The organism is Rhizobium sp. Root149, from assembly GCF_001427345.1.
GTDB lineage: Bacteria > Pseudomonadota > Alphaproteobacteria > Rhizobiales > Rhizobiaceae > Neorhizobium > Neorhizobium rhizoryzae.
The window spans coordinates 1-13,954 of the sequence record NZ_LMGD01000021.1 but is presented as its reverse complement, the minus strand read 5'-3'; the positions used below and the strand labels follow the sequence as shown (position 1 = coordinate 13,954).

The following is a 13,954-nucleotide window of genomic DNA, read 5'->3' as shown; positions in this document are numbered from 1 at the left end:
TCTTTTATTCCGCCCTCGGTGCTGGCGAGACGCGGTCGATCGCCATGGCCGCCCGTTCGGCAAGGCTCAGGTCGTCGTTGTCTTCCGGCTTATCCCTGGCCGCGGCAAGCAACGAGGCTTTCAGCTCTTCTCCATTGCCATCCTTCACAGCCGTCAGGGCAACCATATCGGCGGCGATGGCGGCAAGTTCCGCGCGAACAGCATCCTGGGCCTTCTTCGTCTTCGCCTTCGTCAATTGGGCCGTCAGTGCCGTAGAACGGCTTCGAAGATCGGTTTCGAGCGTCTGTACGGGCAACATGTTGTCTTCGTCATCATCCGTGGTTTCGAGAAGTGCTGCCGCCGCGGCCTTCTTCGCATTGGCTGGAAGTTTCTTGCGCGGCAAGGGGTAGTTGCCCGTGACCGGCTGGACCACCTCTGCGCCGCTACTACGCGCAGTGCGCATACGATCCAGTTCTTGTTCGCGCCACTGAAGCCGCGTTTCGAGATCCGCCTTCGCTGCGGTTTCCCTTGCCAGCTTCTTTTCCAGCCGTGCCAGTTTGCGCTCTGCTTCCTGCAAACGCATTTCGGCATCTTTTGCCCGCGTTGTCAGAAGTTTCGTGTCGATTCGAAGCGTATCGCGTTCCTCGCGCAATGCAGTGCCGCGCAGGCGGCTGCTTTCAATCTCGGTCTCACGGGCAGACAGGTCGAGGCGCAGATCATCGATTTCCGCCGTCAGACGGGTAATGCGACGCTCCAGCGCCTCGATTGTTTCGTTCCGCGCCGATACGTTCGTTTCGACCAGATGCAGCGATTCCTTCAACTGCCGAATGAAGCCTTCTTCGCGACGCAGGCGTGAGCGCAGATCGGCGGCCTCGGTGCTCATATCCTGCACCTGCATTTGCAGTTCGTGGTTGCTGGAATGCAGTTCGGACGCTTCAGCCGCCAGCTTGTCGAACCGGATCTGCATGCCGACGGCCTTATCCCGTTCCTGCAGCAGTTCCTGCTTGGTGCGTGCGTTTTCGGCGGCGTAGACGGCGCGCGCCATGTCCCGCTGCGCCCGCACTTCCGAGGGGCTGATGGGCATGGTGGCCTTGAGACGGTTCTCGGTATAGACGACGACGCGGCGATGGACCGCCGGTGCCAGGATCATGACCAGCAGGACGGCGCTCAGAAAGCCGAACCCGAAGAGTAGCGCGAATTGTATCACGGAAGATCCAAAGCAGGCTGGCAATTTCCGATAGTGCTAACCGATCCCATGCCGGACAGCAATATGTGCAACTGCGTTAACAGGCAGGATGGCGCGGCAAGGCGGGATAGACTGCCGCCGGCTCGCGGAATCAAAAGGGATTCCATGTCGGCTGCTGCGTGAACTTCAGATAACCGACATTGACGCCAAGGCGTGCGCCAAGCCCGGTGCGGATGGGAACGAGGACGATCTGGTCGTTGCGCAGGGCCGTCATGCCGACGCCTGCCACCACGAAGGCCGAGCCGCTGACGCCGCCAAAGCGCGCATACAGGCTCTGGATATCCGGCAGATTATAGACCAGCATCATGGTGCGGGCGCCCTGGCCGCCATAGTCCAGACCCAGAGATGGTCCCTGCCAGAAGGCCGGGTGCTGGCCCGCATTCTTTGTGTAAAGCTCGCCTTCGCCATAGGTCAGGCCGGCAATGAATGCACCGGACCCTTCCTGGCCGAGGATGTAACCGTTTGGCAGACCGTATTGAGAGAAGGCCTTCTCCACGACCTTGGCCAGCCCGCCGCTTGTGGAGCCGAAGAAGCCGTGTCCGGCATCGACAATTTCCTGCACCGAATATTGCGATCCCGATTGGGCCTGTGCGGGCGTGGACATGACTGAAACCAGCGTTGCGCCGAGTGTGGCGACTACGAGCCGGGCAACAGCGGAAAGTCTTCTGATGATCATGGGCCTGTCCGTTTGTTCGAAAATCGTATGCCTGGGTCACGGCTGCACTATTCTGCTGCCATCCTGTTAACAACCGGTTTACCAAAAATGGTGTCATTATGGCGGCGAAGCACCGAACCCAAGTCGAGAAGAACAGGTCCGGGCAATCTTGCAATGTCAGTCCCTCGTGATGCGCGATAGCCGCGCCTGCGAGAGCCACCGGAACAGGAACCGAAATCCATGCCGAAGAATCCGAACCTCACTCTGAGCGGTCCCGATCTGGCGGCGCTCCTGTGCAGCCGTGTCTGCCACGATGTCATTTCGCCCGTTGGCGCCATCAACAACGGTCTCGAACTGCTGGATGAAGGCGGCACCGATGCCGACGCGCTGGACCTGATCCGCACCTCCGCCCTCAATGCTTCGGTTCGCCTGAAGTTTGCCCGTCTGGCGTTTGGGGCCTCCGGTTCCGTTGGCGCTTCCATTGACACGGGTGAAGCGGAGAAAGCCGCAAAAGACTTTGCCGCGGCGGAAAAAAAGACCGAAGTGACGTGGAGCGGTCCGCGCGCCATCATTCCGAAGAACCGCGTGAAGCTGCTGCTCAACCTCTTCCTCGTGGCCTACAGCGCCATTCCGCGCGGCGGCTCGATGGACATCGTTCTGGAGGACGTTGAGACCGATCCGAAATTCTCCATCACCGTAAAGGGCCGCATGCTGCGCGTTCCCGCCAAGTATGTGGAAATCAACTCCGGTACGCTGGAAGAGGCTGTCGATGGCCACACCATCCAGCCCTACTACACGGTACTTCTGGCCGACGAATGCGGCATGGAGCTGAAACACGTTTCCTACGAAGACCGCATCACCTTTATCGCAGAAGGTGCAGTCGTCTAATCACTGGTAACCTTTCATTAGCGCGAACTCTATAACCTCAACCCGCGTGCGATAACGTACGCGGGGTATGGTCCATTTGGTCCAATGGAGGGTTCGATGCAGCGCCTGATGATCGCCGACAGTTCAGACATTGTTCGAACGGTTGCCAAGCGCATTCTGACCGAACTCGATTTTCTGGTGGTCGAAGCAACGTCCGGCCGCGAGGCGATGATGCGCTGCCAGGCGGAGATCCCGTCGATCCTCATCGTGGATGCCGCACTGGATGGTGCGCTAGACCTGATTGCCGGTGTCCGTGGCCTGCCACAGGGCAAGGCGGTTCGCATCTACTACTGCGTCATCGAAGCCGATCTGAAGAAGATGATGCAAGGCAAGCGGGCTGGCGCAGACGACTTCCTGCTGAAGCCCTTTGACCGCAAGATCCTCTCTTCGGTCTTTGCCAACCTGCCCAAGGTTGCCTGAACGGCACTTTTTCCCAACCGATGGATCGTTGAAGCGCGAGGCAACGAGTGCCTGCCGCCAAGGCTTGCCGTGCCTTGGCGCTTGAGCCGGAATAGGATCTTCCTTGCTGGGCGAAACGGCAAAACGCCCGCAGCGTGAGCTCCGGGCGCTTCTTGATGAAACCTGCGGGATGGCAACCGTATCAGGCGGTTTCGGCGTATTCGCTGCCGTCCGGCTCGCGCAGCACATAGCCACGGCCCCAGACGGTTTCGATGTAGTTCGCCCCACCGGCGGCATTGGCCAGCTTTTTGCGCAGTTTGCAGATGAAGACGTCGATGATCTTCAGTTCCGGCTCATCCATACCGCCATACAGATGGTTCAGGAACATTTCCTTCGTCAGAGTCGTGCCCTTTCGCAGGGAAAGAAGCTCGAGCATCTGGTATTCCTTGCCGGTCAGATGGACGCGCTGTCCACCCACCTCAACCGTCTTGGCGTCGAGGTTCACAATCAGCTCACCGGTGACGATGATCGATTGTGCATGGCCCTTCGAACGGCGGACGATGGCGTGAATACGTGCGACCAGCTCATCCTTGTGGAATGGCTTGGTCATGTAGTCGTCGGCGCCGAAACCGAGACCACGAACCTTGTCCTCGATGCCGGCCATGCCGGACAGGATGAGGATAGGTGTCTTTACCTTGGAAAGACGAAGCGTACGAAGAACCTCGTAACCGGACATGTCCGGCAAGTTGAGATCCAAAAGAATGATATCGTAGTCGTACAGCTTGCCAAGGTCGACGCCCTCTTCCCCGAGGTCGGTCGTATAAACATTGAAGCTCTCGGACTTAAGCATCAGCTCGATGCTCTGGGCAGTCGCGCTGTCATCTTCGATGAGTAGAACCCGCATAATTTTCCCCTTAACCGCCGCGAAGGTGTGGATTGCCCCCTAACGCGAAACGGATCCAGACGTTGCCTGATTTGGAAGCTGACACCAATTGGTTAACAAACTCTGACTCCCTTTGGCAAGGCATAGGAATTCGTTAAACAAACTTGGTATTCGCCTGATTTCTCTCGTGAATCTGCCAGCGCCATACCTGAATCTTTTTGGGAGGAAATTCCCTTAAGTGATTCATACGACTCATCATTGTCGTCGGCCGAATTCGGCCATGGCATTTACGGACCCTTAAATGATCGTCCCTATCATTAATGATGCCCGTAAATGAAAGGTTACCGCGCGGGAAAAATAATTAACGGCGCGGCAATTTTTATGTCCCAAGTGTTGCACTGTGGACTCAGGGTTTGAGAGTGTGAAATGGCCGGGGTCTCGCTATCCACGGGAGTATTGCGTATGAAGACGCGTGACAGCCTTGTACGCCTGAAGGAATTTCAGGTGAATGAGAAACGCCGACAGCTGCAACAGTTGCAGATGATGATGGCCGAATTCGAACGGATGGCGAAGGAACTGGAGCACCAGATTTCGCTGGAAGAGAAGAAATCGGGAATTTCCGATCCGAATCACTTTGCATATCCAACATTTGCAAAGGCGGCTCGCCAGCGGGCCGATAACCTTCAGGTCTCCATCAAGGAGTTGAAGGTGCAGCAGGACGCAGCCGAACTGGCGCTTGAAGAAGCCCAGGCCGAGCATGCAAAAGCAACGGCACTGGAAGAAAGGGATGCGACGGTTCGGGCTCGCGCCTGATATCGTTTGCACCGTTCCAACAAAAAACTAAAGCCACGCGAGGGTAAACCTGGCGTGGGCTTTTTGCGTGATATGCACCTGATCAAGAGCCGGACCCTTGCCGGGCTGACGACCTAGAGCACTTCCGGTGAAAGCAGGATCACCTGCAATGCTCTATCTCTTTGGTTTTTAAGTAGTCCGGACGTAAAACCGCTAACGCACTTTTACTGGACCTGCTCTATTTCTGGATGATGTCCTGCCAGTCAGGATGTCTTTCCACCTGAGCCTTGAAGAAGGGGCAGAGCGGAATGATCTTCCAGCCATTCGTCCTTGCTTCCGTGACTGCAAACTCGGCCAATGCCTGACCAACTCCCTTGCCACGCAGCGCATCGTCAACTTGCGTGTGATCGATGATGATGAGGCGAGGGGAGGTTCGCGAATAGGTCATCTCGCCGTGGTGGCCGTCCAGTTCCGCCTTGTAAAAGCCACCCGAGCCTGTTTCGCCCTGTGTGATATTCATGATCGTCTCCATTGGCGCAAGCCTGACCAATGCGGGCAGGCCGCCTGTCACGCATCATTGTGCGTTTCGGATGAGAGAATTGGGTCTTGGACGGTGAGCGGTCAAGACCCGGCAGCCATGCAGCGCAGCTGCACGCAGTGGAACCGGAATAGGGGGAGGTCTTAGAGCGGAATTCGACCTGATTGGATCAATTCTGTCGGCCCAAACCGGTTGTTCCACGAGGAGAAGGGCGCGTGGCGTAGCCTTAAGCTACGCCCAAGCCCTTCGACAAAGTGGACGGCCGGTTTCGGCCCACCTTCCCGCCGGATTGCCTTGCAATCCGGCAAGCATTTGAAGTGCCGGACACGCTTGTCGCTTTGCCTCGGCAAAGCGGCGTGGCCGGTGGGCAGCATGTATTTTCGCCATTACCTTCGGCTTTCGCCTCGGACGTATATCCCGATATGCCCGTCGGCAAAATCCTTGATCCTGACGAAAATCCATTGCTGCAGAATGATTCAATCAGGTCGAACTCCGCTCTAATCCCGAGCGGGCGCTAATGCATGTCGCGCTCAACCGGATTCGGTTGAGCGGAACGAACATGCATTATTTGAAGGTCTTACAGCGTCGTTCGCGCGTTCGAACGCGCCGCGCTGTAACGCATCTGTCGAAGTGGTCTATGGCTGACGTGATGCGAATAGCGAGCGCGGAAGAGGGCGCGCGCCTTGATGAGGCGCATGCAAAAACCCCTGGAATGCCAGGGGGTATCAAGGCGCAAACGCGCCTGTCATGCCTGGTTAGTGGCGATACTGCTGGATCCGCGTCGTCCGCAGGCCGGCCAGGCCATGATCATTGATGGAAGACTGCCAGGACAGGAATTCCTCAACAGTCAAAGTATAGCGTGCGCAGGCTTCCTCGAGGCTCAAAAGGCCACCACGCACCGCTGCAACCACTTCAGCCTTACGACGGATAACCCAGCGGCGCGTGTTTGCCGGGGGCAGGTCAGCAATCGTCAGGGGGCTGCCATCGGGGCCGATGACATATTTTACTCGTGGACGGATCATTTCGGTCATTGGACTCTCTACATTACACAAGACCACGAAAGCGACCGTAGCGCCGCAGCTTTAACAATTGACTAAATCGAAAAGGCAAATTGTCCGAATCACTGTCCTCGACGAAACTTATTGCGTGGAGTCTCGCGCTGCCGTTTTTAATTACTGAATTCTAATATACTTGGAGCTGCTGGTTGAAGTCGGTTGATGCTGGACCCGCACCGGCCGGAAACGGATCCAGGTTGTTAAGGTGTCGAAATCAGAGGCGTATTAGCGTCAGCTCTGTTTCTGCTGGACCTTCTGTCACGGTCGCTGTTCCCTGATGCACGAGAACCAGTTTCTCGCCCGCAGCGAGATAGGTGACCGTCGAGCCGGACAGGCTGACGGGAGCGGACGAGGGGAAGCGGAGTGTCGTCAAAGTTTCCCCGCTCTCCCTGTTCAGGCTCACACGATAGGCGCTGGCCGTTGAAATCGTGACCTTGAGATCGAGTTGATAGAGCCCCTCGATCGGAACGATCACCGGTTTGCCACCGCCCGCAAGCGTGCTGCCAAGCGAGATGCCTCCCTGTTCCAGGCTCACGGTCGTAAAACCGGTGATGGATCCGGAAGTCACCAGGGTCGAGCCTGCCTCATTGCGCACCCGTCCAAGAGGCCGCATCGGCTGGTTGACAGCGCCGTCAGGGCGGATGTGCAGCGCGGTGTTCCAGCTGACGCCATCGGAAGATACCTTGAACGAAAAGCTGTCCGAACCGGCAAGGCCCATCTCGGCGCGGCCGGACCAGTTGCTCTGGAACAGGATGGAGGCCGTATCACCGGTCGCTGCCTTGTTGATGGTAACCCGGTGCGAATTGCCGGCATGGTTCAGCAGAGTGGCGGGCGAGGACACCAGAAGCCGGTTGTAATCATCCGGCGTTGCGCCGATGCCGAGCCTCTGTGGGGTCAGCACCTGGGGCAGGGCTGGCCTGATCCAGTTCACGCCATCGAAAACCTTGAGGGCAGCCTCAGTTCGAAACCATGCCCGATACCCGGGCAATGGCTGCCAGAAGCCCCAGGCCCCGTCTCTCAGCGTCGCAACCATGCCATCATAGCCAGACCACGCACCCGTCGCGCCCGGGCTCACTGCGTAGCACTCCCCGTTCCGCGGCTCTGTCGGAGGGGATTGCGCCTCCATTTCGACGGTGAGTTGAACCAGGCAATCCAGCAGGTCGAGGGCCTCGTTATGGGTCAGGTGCTTCTGCGCCTGAGAGGGCAATATATAAGGTAATGAAAGTCGCGGGCTCTTATCCATTTTCATCGATCTCCTGAAACCAAAGACGATCAGCGACACTCAGGCAGCCTTCCTGCAGCAGGGTGTCAGCGAACGGAACGATGATAGGTCCAGGTCTGCAGGGTGGCGGTCTGGATCCCTACGCAGATTCTATGCTTCTCTATACTTCGTAGCGAAAGCAAAAAGCGAAGACTTGTCATGAGTTTCGCTACGGCTCGGCGGCAGGCGTGTTGCGTGCGCTCCTTGCCGGTGTGCGGGCATGCCCTGTGCGACCGCTGGCACACGGCCAGAATTTCAGCAGCGGCTGCCGCTTTCCTGATACCTTTGTTCTTTCTAACATCAGTTTAAGAAGAGGTTGTTGGAAGATTTGCCGCAGCAGTCTTTTTTGCTTCACATTTCGGACGAAAACGTTATCAATCGGGCCAATGTTAAGAACCCATAAGGGCCAAACATACAGAGGCGCAACGGCTGAGCCAGACTGCGCCGCGGGGGAAAATTAATGGAGTACTTCATCCAGCAGCTCCTGAACGGGCTGACTCTTGGATCGATCTATGGCCTTGTCGCAATCGGCTATACGATGGTCTATGGTATTATCGGCATGATCAACTTCGCCCATGGCGATATCTTCATGCTTGGCGGCTTCGCTGCCCTGATCGTCTTTCTTGTTCTCACGACATTCGTTGCAGGCGTTCCGGTCGCCCTGGCGCTTCTGGTCATGCTCGTCGTCGCGATGCTTGTGACGAGTCTCTGGAACTGGACAATCGAACGTGTTGCCTATCGGCCGCTTCGCGGATCCTTCCGTCTGGCGCCGCTGATTACCGCGATCGGCATGTCCATCGTTCTGTCGAACTTCATTCAGGTCACGCAGGGTCCGCGCAACAAGCCGATCCCGCCGCTGGTCAATGACGTGTATCACTTCGGTGATGTGACGATCTCGCTCAAGCAGATCCTCATCGTTCTGGTGACGTCCATTCTCCTGTTCGTCTTCTGGTACATCGTCAACAAGACGCCGCTTGGGCGCGCCCAGCGTGCGACCGAGCAGGATCGGAAGATGGCGGCGCTGCTCGGCGTGGATGTCGACCGCACGATCTCCATCACCTTCATCATGGGTGCGGCGCTGGCGGCTGTGGCTGGCTCGATGTATCTCATGTATTACGGCGTGGCCTCGTTCGCCGATGGCTTTATTCCAGGCGTCAAGGCGTTTACGGCGGCCGTTCTCGGCGGCATCGGCTCGCTTCCGGGCGCCGTGCTGGGCGGTCTCCTGATCGGGCTGATCGAATCGCTCTGGTCTGCCTATTTCTCCATTGCCTACAAGGACGTGGCGACCTTCGCCATTCTCGCCTTCGTGCTGATTTTCAAGCCGACCGGCATCCTGGGCCGACCTGAAGTGGAGAAGGTGTAAGAAGATGGCAAACTCTCCTGTCACGACGAGTGAAGACTCGTCCGGCCTGATGGCCAGAGCCATCAAGGAAGGTCTTTTTGCGGGCCTGCTGGCCTTCGGAATGTTCCTGCTTTATGTGGGTATCGAGACCTATCAGAACATCGACAACAAGCTGGTATGGCGCACCCGCTGGGGTCTGCTGGCTATCTTCGTGATCGCCTCCGCTCTGGGTCGCTTCCTTGTCGTCGGCTTCATCAAGCCGCATATCGACCGACGCAAGCTGGCCAGGGCCAAGGCCGGCATTCCGGAGATCTCTTCCGAAAAGGGTTTCTTCCACACCCATTTCCTGAAGATTGCTCTGGTTGCTCTTGTTCTGTATCCGCCGCTTGCCATCATGCTGAACGGCGTGCAGGGATCGCTGAAGTTTGTCGACAACTTCGGTATCCAGATCCTCATCTACGTCATGCTTGCCTGGGGTCTGAACGTTGTTGTCGGCCTCGCCGGTCTTCTCGACCTCGGCTACGTGGCCTTCTATGCGGTGGGCGCCTATTCCTACGCGCTGCTTTCGGACCAGTTCGGCCTGTCCTTCTGGATCCTTTTGCCCTTGGCGGGTATTCTGGCTGCCTTCTGGGGCATCATTCTCGGCTTCCCGGTCTTGAGGTTGAGAGGTGACTATCTTGCCATCGTGACGCTGGCTTTTGGTGAAATCATCCGCCTCGTGCTGATGAACTGGACCGAAGTCACGGGCGGTACGGCTGGTATCTCCGGTATCGCGAAGGCATCCGTATTCGGCATCTATTCCTTCGATGTCGGGGCGCCGAACAATTTTGCGAAGTCTTTCGGTCTGCCGATGTCCTCGGCCTACTACAAGATCTTCCTCTTCTACGTCATTCTCGGGCTGTGCATGCTGACGGCCTATGTGACCATGAAGCTGCGCCGCATGCCCATCGGCCGGGCGTGGGAAGCGTTGCGCGAGGATGAAATCGCCTGCCGGTCGCTCGGCATCGATACGGTGAAGACCAAGCTGACGGCCTTTGCTATCGGGGCGATGTTCGGCGGCTTTGCCGGATCGTTCTTTGCGGCTCGCCAGGGCTTCGTGTCGCCGGAAAGCTTCGTCTTCCTGGAATCTGCCGTCATCCTGGCGGTGGTCGTTCTGGGTGGCATGGGTTCGCTGACCGGTATTGCGGTCGCCGCCATCGTCATGGTGGGCGGTACCGAACTGTTGCGCGAGATGGAATTCCTGAAGCATGTCTTCGGTGACGACTTCACGCCTGAACTGTACCGCATGCTGATTTTCGGTCTGGCCATGGTGGTGGTCATGCTGTTCAAGCCGCGCGGTTTTGTCGGCTCGCGTGAACCGACGGCCTTCCTCAAGGAGCGCAAGGCCGTTTCCGGAAGCTTCACCAAGGAGGGGCATGGCTGATGACCTCCGGAACTCAGACGATGAACAAAGACACCATCCTGAATGTCGAACATCTCTCGATGCGCTTTGGCGGGTTGATGGCGATCAACGACCTGTCCTTTCAGGTCAAGCGCGGCGATATCACCGCGCTGATCGGCCCGAACGGCGCGGGAAAGACGACCGTCTTCAACTGCATTACCGGCTTCTACAAGCCAACAATGGGCATGATCACCATGACCCAGCGTGCCGGTGGCCAGTATCTGCTGGAAAGGCTGACGGATTTCGAGATCACCAAGCAGGCCAAGGTCGCACGTACCTTCCAGAACATTCGCCTCTTCGGTGGACTGACCGTTCTGGAAAACCTGCTTGTGGCGCAACACAACAAGCTGATGAAGGCGTCCGGCTATACGGTCATGGGTCTGCTCGGGCTTGGCTCCTACAAGCGCGAGGCGGAAGCCGCGATCGAAACGGCGCGTCAATGGCTCGAGCGGGCGGATCTCATCGATCGTGCGGATGATCCGGCAGGCGATCTTTCCTACGGCGCCCAGCGCCGTCTGGAAATCGCGCGCGCCATGTGCACAGGGCCTGAGCTGCTCTGCCTGGATGAGCCAGCTGCCGGCTTGAACCCCAAGGAGTCACTCGCGCTTAATGCCCTCCTCAATGGCATCCGTGATGAAACGGGTACCTCGATCCTGCTGATCGAGCACGACATGTCGGTGGTCATGGAAATTTCCGACCATGTCGTGGTGCTGGAATATGGTCAGAAGATTTCTGACGGCACACCGGATCACGTCAAGAATGATCCGAAGGTGATTGCCGCCTATCTCGGCGTCGAGGACGACGAGGTGGAAGAAGTCATTCATGAAGAACTCGACGGGAGTGCGCACTGATGTCTGGCGAACCTCTTCTGAAGGTCTCCGGCGTCGAGACCTATTACGGCAACATTCGTGCGCTGGCCGGTGTTGATATCGATGTAAAAAAGGGCGAAATCGTCAGCCTGATCGGTGCCAACGGTGCTGGCAAGTCAACGCTGATGATGACGATCTGCGGTAGCCCGCAGGCCCGTCACGGAAGCGTGGAATTCGACGGTCGCGATATCACCCGCATGCCGACGCATGAAATTGCGCGGCTGCGCATTGCGCAATCGCCGGAAGGTCGCCGCATCTTCCCGCGCATGACTGTCTATGAAAACCTGCAGATGGGCGCAGGGCTCGACAATCTGAAATACTTCCATGAGGACGTGGAAAAGATTTTCGCGCTGTTCCCCCGCCTGCGGGAGCGTCAGAGCCAGCGTGGTGGCACATTGTCCGGTGGCGAGCAGCAGATGCTCTCCATTGGTCGTGCCCTGATGGCACGCCCCAAGCTTCTGCTGCTGGATGAGCCTTCTCTTGGGTTGGCACCACTTATCGTCAAGCAGATCTTCGAAGCCATCAAAGTCCTGAACGAGAAGGAAGGTCTGACCGTCTTCCTGGTGGAACAGAATGCGTTTGCGGCATTGAAACTGTCGCACCGCGCCTACGTGATGGTAAACGGTCGGGTCACGATGAGCGGCTCCGGCAAGGAATTGCTTGCCAATCCGGAAGTTCGTGCCGCCTATCTCGAAGGCGGACGTCATTGAGCGCCGTGGCAAGGAGGGTTTGACAATGCAAGGTCTTTTCTTTGAAAGCGATACCGGCGCCCGCTATGCGCTTCGCTTCGTGGTTCTGCTCATCGGTTTTTGGACTGCCTGGCGCACGGGTCGTGCCGTAGCCGATGGTTGGGGCAACCCGCCGCTGGTGATCGCCTATACGTTCCTGTTGGGCGTGATGATGCGCTTCCTGCATTTCTCGCTCTTTCAGGGGCCGTTCCTCAGCCTTGGCTTCTACTTGCTGGATGTCGCTATCCTTCTGGTGTTTGCCTTTGCCGGGTTCCGCCACCGTCGCACCGAGCAGATGAGTCAAAATTATTACTGGCTCTATGAAAAAAGTTCACCGTTCTCCTGGCGTTCCAAGACTTGACGGCGAACTAATTTCTACCCATAGTTGTAATGCGCATTGATTTTGCGGCGCGAGGCTCAGGCCTCGCGCCGCAACTGTTTTATTCAACGCATATTTTGGGAGAAACTCATGAAGTATCCTCTTCTATCTGGAATTGCTTTTTCTGCCATCGTGGCGATGGGCAGCTCTGCCTGGGCCGACGTCGTGGTCGGTGTGGGTGCCCCTCTGACCGGTCCCAATGCCGCTTTCGGTGCACAGATCCAGAAGGGTGCTGAACAGGCTGCGGCGGACATCAACGCTGCTGGCGGCATCAACGGCGAGAAGATCAAGATCGTTCTCGGTGATGACGTGTCCGACCCGAAGCAGGGCGTTTCGGTTGCCAACAAGTTCGTGGCCGATGGCGTGAAGTTCGTGGTGGGTNAAGATCAAGATCGTTCTCGGTGATGACGTGTCCGACCCGAAGCAGGGCGTTTCGGTTGCCAACAAGTTCGTGGCCGATGGCGTGAAGTTCGTGGTGGGCCACTTCAATTCGTCGGTCTCCATCCCGGCAGCTGAAGTCTATGCCGAAAACGGCATCCTGCAGGTAACGCCTTCTTCCACAAACCCGAAGTATACCGAGCGCGGCCTGTGGAACACGTTCCGCACCTGCGGCCGTGACGACCAGCAGGGCGAAGTGGCTGGCAAGTACATTGCCGAGAAGTTCAAGAGCGCGAAGGTCGCCGTCGTTCACGACAANGTTCCGCACCTGCGGCCGTGACGACCAGCAGGGCGAAGTGGCTGGCAAGTACATTGCCGAGAAGTTCAAGAGCGCGAAGGTCGCCGTCGTTCACGACAAGACGACCTATGGTCAGGGTCTTGCCGACGAGACCAAGAAGGCCATGAACAAGCTGGGCGTGAAGGAAGCCATCTACGAAGGCATCACGGTTGGCGACAAGGACTTCTCTGCACTCGTCTCGAAGATGAAGGCAGCGGGCGTTGGCGTCGTTTACTAYGGYGGYCTGCACACSGAAGCCGGTCTCCTGATGCGCCAGATGGCGGACCAGGGCCTGAAGGCTCCTCTGATGTCGGGCGATGGCATCACCTCGAACGAGCTTGCCTCGATTGCAGGTGACGCAGTCAACGGYACGCTGATGACSTTCCCGCCGGATCCGCGCACGAACCCGAAYGCRAAGGACCTSGTCGAGAAGTTCCGCAAGGCTGGCTTCGAGCCGGAAGCCTACACGCTGTATTCCTATGCAGCACTTCAGATCATCGCCGACGCTGCCAAGGCTGCGAAGACGAACGATCCGCAGAAGGTTGCCGAGACAATGAAGTCGAAGGGCCCGTTCAAGACGGTGATCGGCGATATCGGTTTCGACAAGAAGGGTGACATYACGCGTCCTGACTATGTCATGTACGAGTGGAAGAAGGGCCCGGACGGCAAGTATTCCTACTTCCAGATGTAAGACATCAGCGGCGGTTCATCCGTCCATGGGAAAGGGTCGGCATGCGCCGGCCCT

15 protein-coding genes and 2 pseudogenes are annotated in these 13,954 nt (G+C 57.6%); 11 read left to right on the top strand and 6 right to left on the bottom strand.

Translation table 11 applies throughout. From position 1 onward, the window contains the following. Nucleotides 1-4 precede the first annotated feature (4 nt). Complete coding sequence (locus tag ASD54_RS15445; RefSeq protein WP_062555525.1) at nucleotides 5-1,186, bottom strand: hypothetical protein; 1,182 nt, start codon at nucleotides 1,184-1,186, stop codon at nucleotides 5-7. Nucleotides 1,187-1,316: 130 nt separating this feature from the next. Then, nucleotides 1,317-1,901 carry an EipA family protein gene (locus tag ASD54_RS15440; protein ID WP_062555524.1) on the bottom strand — a complete coding sequence of 195 codons (585 nt, stop codon included), beginning with the start codon at nucleotides 1,899-1,901 and terminating at the stop codon, nucleotides 1,317-1,319. A gap of 219 nt (nucleotides 1,902-2,120) precedes the next feature. Here ASD54_RS15440 and ASD54_RS15435 point away from each other — a divergent pair, with 219 nt between their 5' ends. After that, complete coding sequence (locus ASD54_RS15435; protein WP_062555523.1) at nucleotides 2,121-2,768, top strand: histidine phosphotransferase family protein; 648 nt, start codon at nucleotides 2,121-2,123, stop codon at nucleotides 2,766-2,768. A 96-nt stretch (nucleotides 2,769-2,864) separates the two neighbouring features. After that, a complete protein-coding gene (locus ASD54_RS15430; protein ID WP_062555522.1) occupies nucleotides 2,865-3,227 on the top strand; it encodes a response regulator in 363 nt (120 codons plus the stop codon). A 181-nt stretch (nucleotides 3,228-3,408) separates the two neighbouring features. Here ASD54_RS15430 and ctrA read toward each other — a convergent pair whose 3' ends face one another. After that, nucleotides 3,409-4,110 carry a cell cycle two-component system response regulator CtrA gene (gene ctrA, locus ASD54_RS15425; protein WP_062555521.1) on the bottom strand — a complete coding sequence of 234 codons (702 nt, stop codon included), beginning with the start codon at nucleotides 4,108-4,110 and terminating at the stop codon, nucleotides 3,409-3,411. A gap of 441 nt (nucleotides 4,111-4,551) precedes the next feature. Between ctrA and ASD54_RS15420 the strand changes: the two genes are divergently transcribed. Then, nucleotides 4,552-4,902: a flagellar export protein FliJ gene (locus tag ASD54_RS15420; protein WP_062555520.1), complete on the top strand. Its 351-nt coding sequence runs from the start codon at nucleotides 4,552-4,554 to the stop codon at nucleotides 4,900-4,902. Between the two features lie 217 nt (nucleotides 4,903-5,119). On the opposite strand, the gene ASD54_RS15415 is transcribed toward ASD54_RS15420, so the two are convergent. From ASD54_RS15415 to ASD54_RS15405, 3 genes are all read right to left on the bottom strand, one after another. Beyond that, nucleotides 5,120-5,401 (bottom strand): GNAT family N-acetyltransferase, encoded by a 282-nt coding sequence (locus tag ASD54_RS15415; RefSeq protein WP_062555942.1) that lies wholly within the window; start codon nucleotides 5,399-5,401, stop codon nucleotides 5,120-5,122. Between the two features lie 773 nt (nucleotides 5,402-6,174). Then, nucleotides 6,175-6,450 carry a DUF1153 domain-containing protein gene (locus ASD54_RS15410; RefSeq protein WP_062555519.1) on the bottom strand — a complete coding sequence of 92 codons (276 nt, stop codon included), beginning with the start codon at nucleotides 6,448-6,450 and terminating at the stop codon, nucleotides 6,175-6,177. A gap of 238 nt (nucleotides 6,451-6,688) precedes the next feature. Further along, nucleotides 6,689-7,717 carry a DUF2793 domain-containing protein gene (locus ASD54_RS15405; protein ID WP_162249586.1) on the bottom strand — a complete coding sequence of 343 codons (1,029 nt, stop codon included), beginning with the start codon at nucleotides 7,715-7,717 and terminating at the stop codon, nucleotides 6,689-6,691. Between the two features lie 478 nt (nucleotides 7,718-8,195). Between ASD54_RS15405 and ASD54_RS15400 the strand changes: the two genes are divergently transcribed. The 8 genes and pseudogenes from ASD54_RS15400 to ASD54_RS26975 all read left to right on the top strand — a co-directional run. After that, nucleotides 8,196-9,098 carry a branched-chain amino acid ABC transporter permease gene (locus tag ASD54_RS15400; protein ID WP_062555517.1) on the top strand — a complete coding sequence of 301 codons (903 nt, stop codon included), beginning with the start codon at nucleotides 8,196-8,198 and terminating at the stop codon, nucleotides 9,096-9,098. A gap of 4 nt (nucleotides 9,099-9,102) precedes the next feature. Continuing rightward, nucleotides 9,103-10,500 carry a high-affinity branched-chain amino acid ABC transporter permease LivM gene (gene livM, locus ASD54_RS15395; RefSeq protein WP_062555516.1) on the top strand — a complete coding sequence of 466 codons (1,398 nt, stop codon included), beginning with the start codon at nucleotides 9,103-9,105 and terminating at the stop codon, nucleotides 10,498-10,500. Then, a complete protein-coding gene (locus ASD54_RS15390; protein ID WP_062555515.1) occupies nucleotides 10,500-11,369 on the top strand; it encodes an ABC transporter ATP-binding protein in 870 nt (289 codons plus the stop codon). The genes livM and ASD54_RS15390 overlap by 1 nt, the downstream gene beginning before the upstream one ends. After that, nucleotides 11,369-12,097 carry an ABC transporter ATP-binding protein gene (locus tag ASD54_RS15385; RefSeq protein ID WP_062555514.1) on the top strand — a complete coding sequence of 243 codons (729 nt, stop codon included), beginning with the start codon at nucleotides 11,369-11,371 and terminating at the stop codon, nucleotides 12,095-12,097. The genes ASD54_RS15390 and ASD54_RS15385 overlap by 1 nt, the downstream gene beginning before the upstream one ends. 25 nt (nucleotides 12,098-12,122) lie before the next feature. Beyond that, nucleotides 12,123-12,476 carry a DUF6867 family protein gene (locus ASD54_RS15380; protein ID WP_062555513.1) on the top strand — a complete coding sequence of 118 codons (354 nt, stop codon included), beginning with the start codon at nucleotides 12,123-12,125 and terminating at the stop codon, nucleotides 12,474-12,476. Nucleotides 12,477-12,584: 108 nt separating this feature from the next. After that, nucleotides 12,585-12,875 (top strand): annotated as a pseudogene (locus ASD54_RS27070) (ABC transporter substrate-binding protein); the annotation flags it as partial. 1 nt (nucleotide 12,876) lies between these two features. Beyond that, nucleotides 12,877-13,190 (top strand): annotated as a pseudogene (locus tag ASD54_RS27300) (branched-chain amino acid ABC transporter substrate-binding protein); the annotation flags it as partial. 1 nt (nucleotide 13,191) lies between these two features. Then, the coding region (locus ASD54_RS26975) for a branched-chain amino acid ABC transporter substrate-binding protein (protein WP_156379281.1) at nucleotides 13,192-13,900 on the top strand (709 nt) is incomplete at its 5' end. Between the last annotated feature and the right edge of the window lie 54 nt (nucleotides 13,901-13,954).

Bases quoted from the DNA above. Each gene is read 5' to 3' on its own strand.
- ASD54_RS15440 (WP_062555524.1), bottom strand. From the start codon at position 1,901: ATGATCATCAGAAGACTTTCCGCTGTTGCCCGGCTCGTAGTCGCCACA.
- ASD54_RS15435 (WP_062555523.1), top strand. From the start codon at position 2,121: ATGCCGAAGAATCCGAACCTCACTCTGAGCGGTCCCGATCTGGCGGCG.
- ASD54_RS15430 (WP_062555522.1), top strand. From the start codon at position 2,865: ATGCAGCGCCTGATGATCGCCGACAGTTCAGACATTGTTCGAACGGTT.
- ctrA (WP_062555521.1), bottom strand. From the start codon at position 4,110: ATGCGGGTTCTACTCATCGAAGATGACAGCGCGACTGCCCAGAGCATC.
- ASD54_RS15420 (WP_062555520.1), top strand. From the start codon at position 4,552: ATGAAGACGCGTGACAGCCTTGTACGCCTGAAGGAATTTCAGGTGAAT.
- ASD54_RS15415 (WP_062555942.1), bottom strand. From the start codon at position 5,401: ATGAATATCACACAGGGCGAAACAGGCTCGGGTGGCTTTTACAAGGCG.
- ASD54_RS15410 (WP_062555519.1), bottom strand. From the start codon at position 6,450: ATGACCGAAATGATCCGTCCACGAGTAAAATATGTCATCGGCCCCGAT.
- ASD54_RS15405 (WP_162249586.1), bottom strand. From the start codon at position 7,717: ATGGATAAGAGCCCGCGACTTTCATTACCTTATATATTGCCCTCTCAG.
- ASD54_RS15400 (WP_062555517.1), top strand. From the start codon at position 8,196: ATGGAGTACTTCATCCAGCAGCTCCTGAACGGGCTGACTCTTGGATCG.
- livM (WP_062555516.1), top strand. From the start codon at position 9,103: ATGGCAAACTCTCCTGTCACGACGAGTGAAGACTCGTCCGGCCTGATG.
- ASD54_RS15390 (WP_062555515.1), top strand. From the start codon at position 10,500: ATGACCTCCGGAACTCAGACGATGAACAAAGACACCATCCTGAATGTC.
- ASD54_RS15385 (WP_062555514.1), top strand. From the start codon at position 11,369: ATGTCTGGCGAACCTCTTCTGAAGGTCTCCGGCGTCGAGACCTATTAC.
- ASD54_RS15380 (WP_062555513.1), top strand. From the start codon at position 12,123: ATGCAAGGTCTTTTCTTTGAAAGCGATACCGGCGCCCGCTATGCGCTT.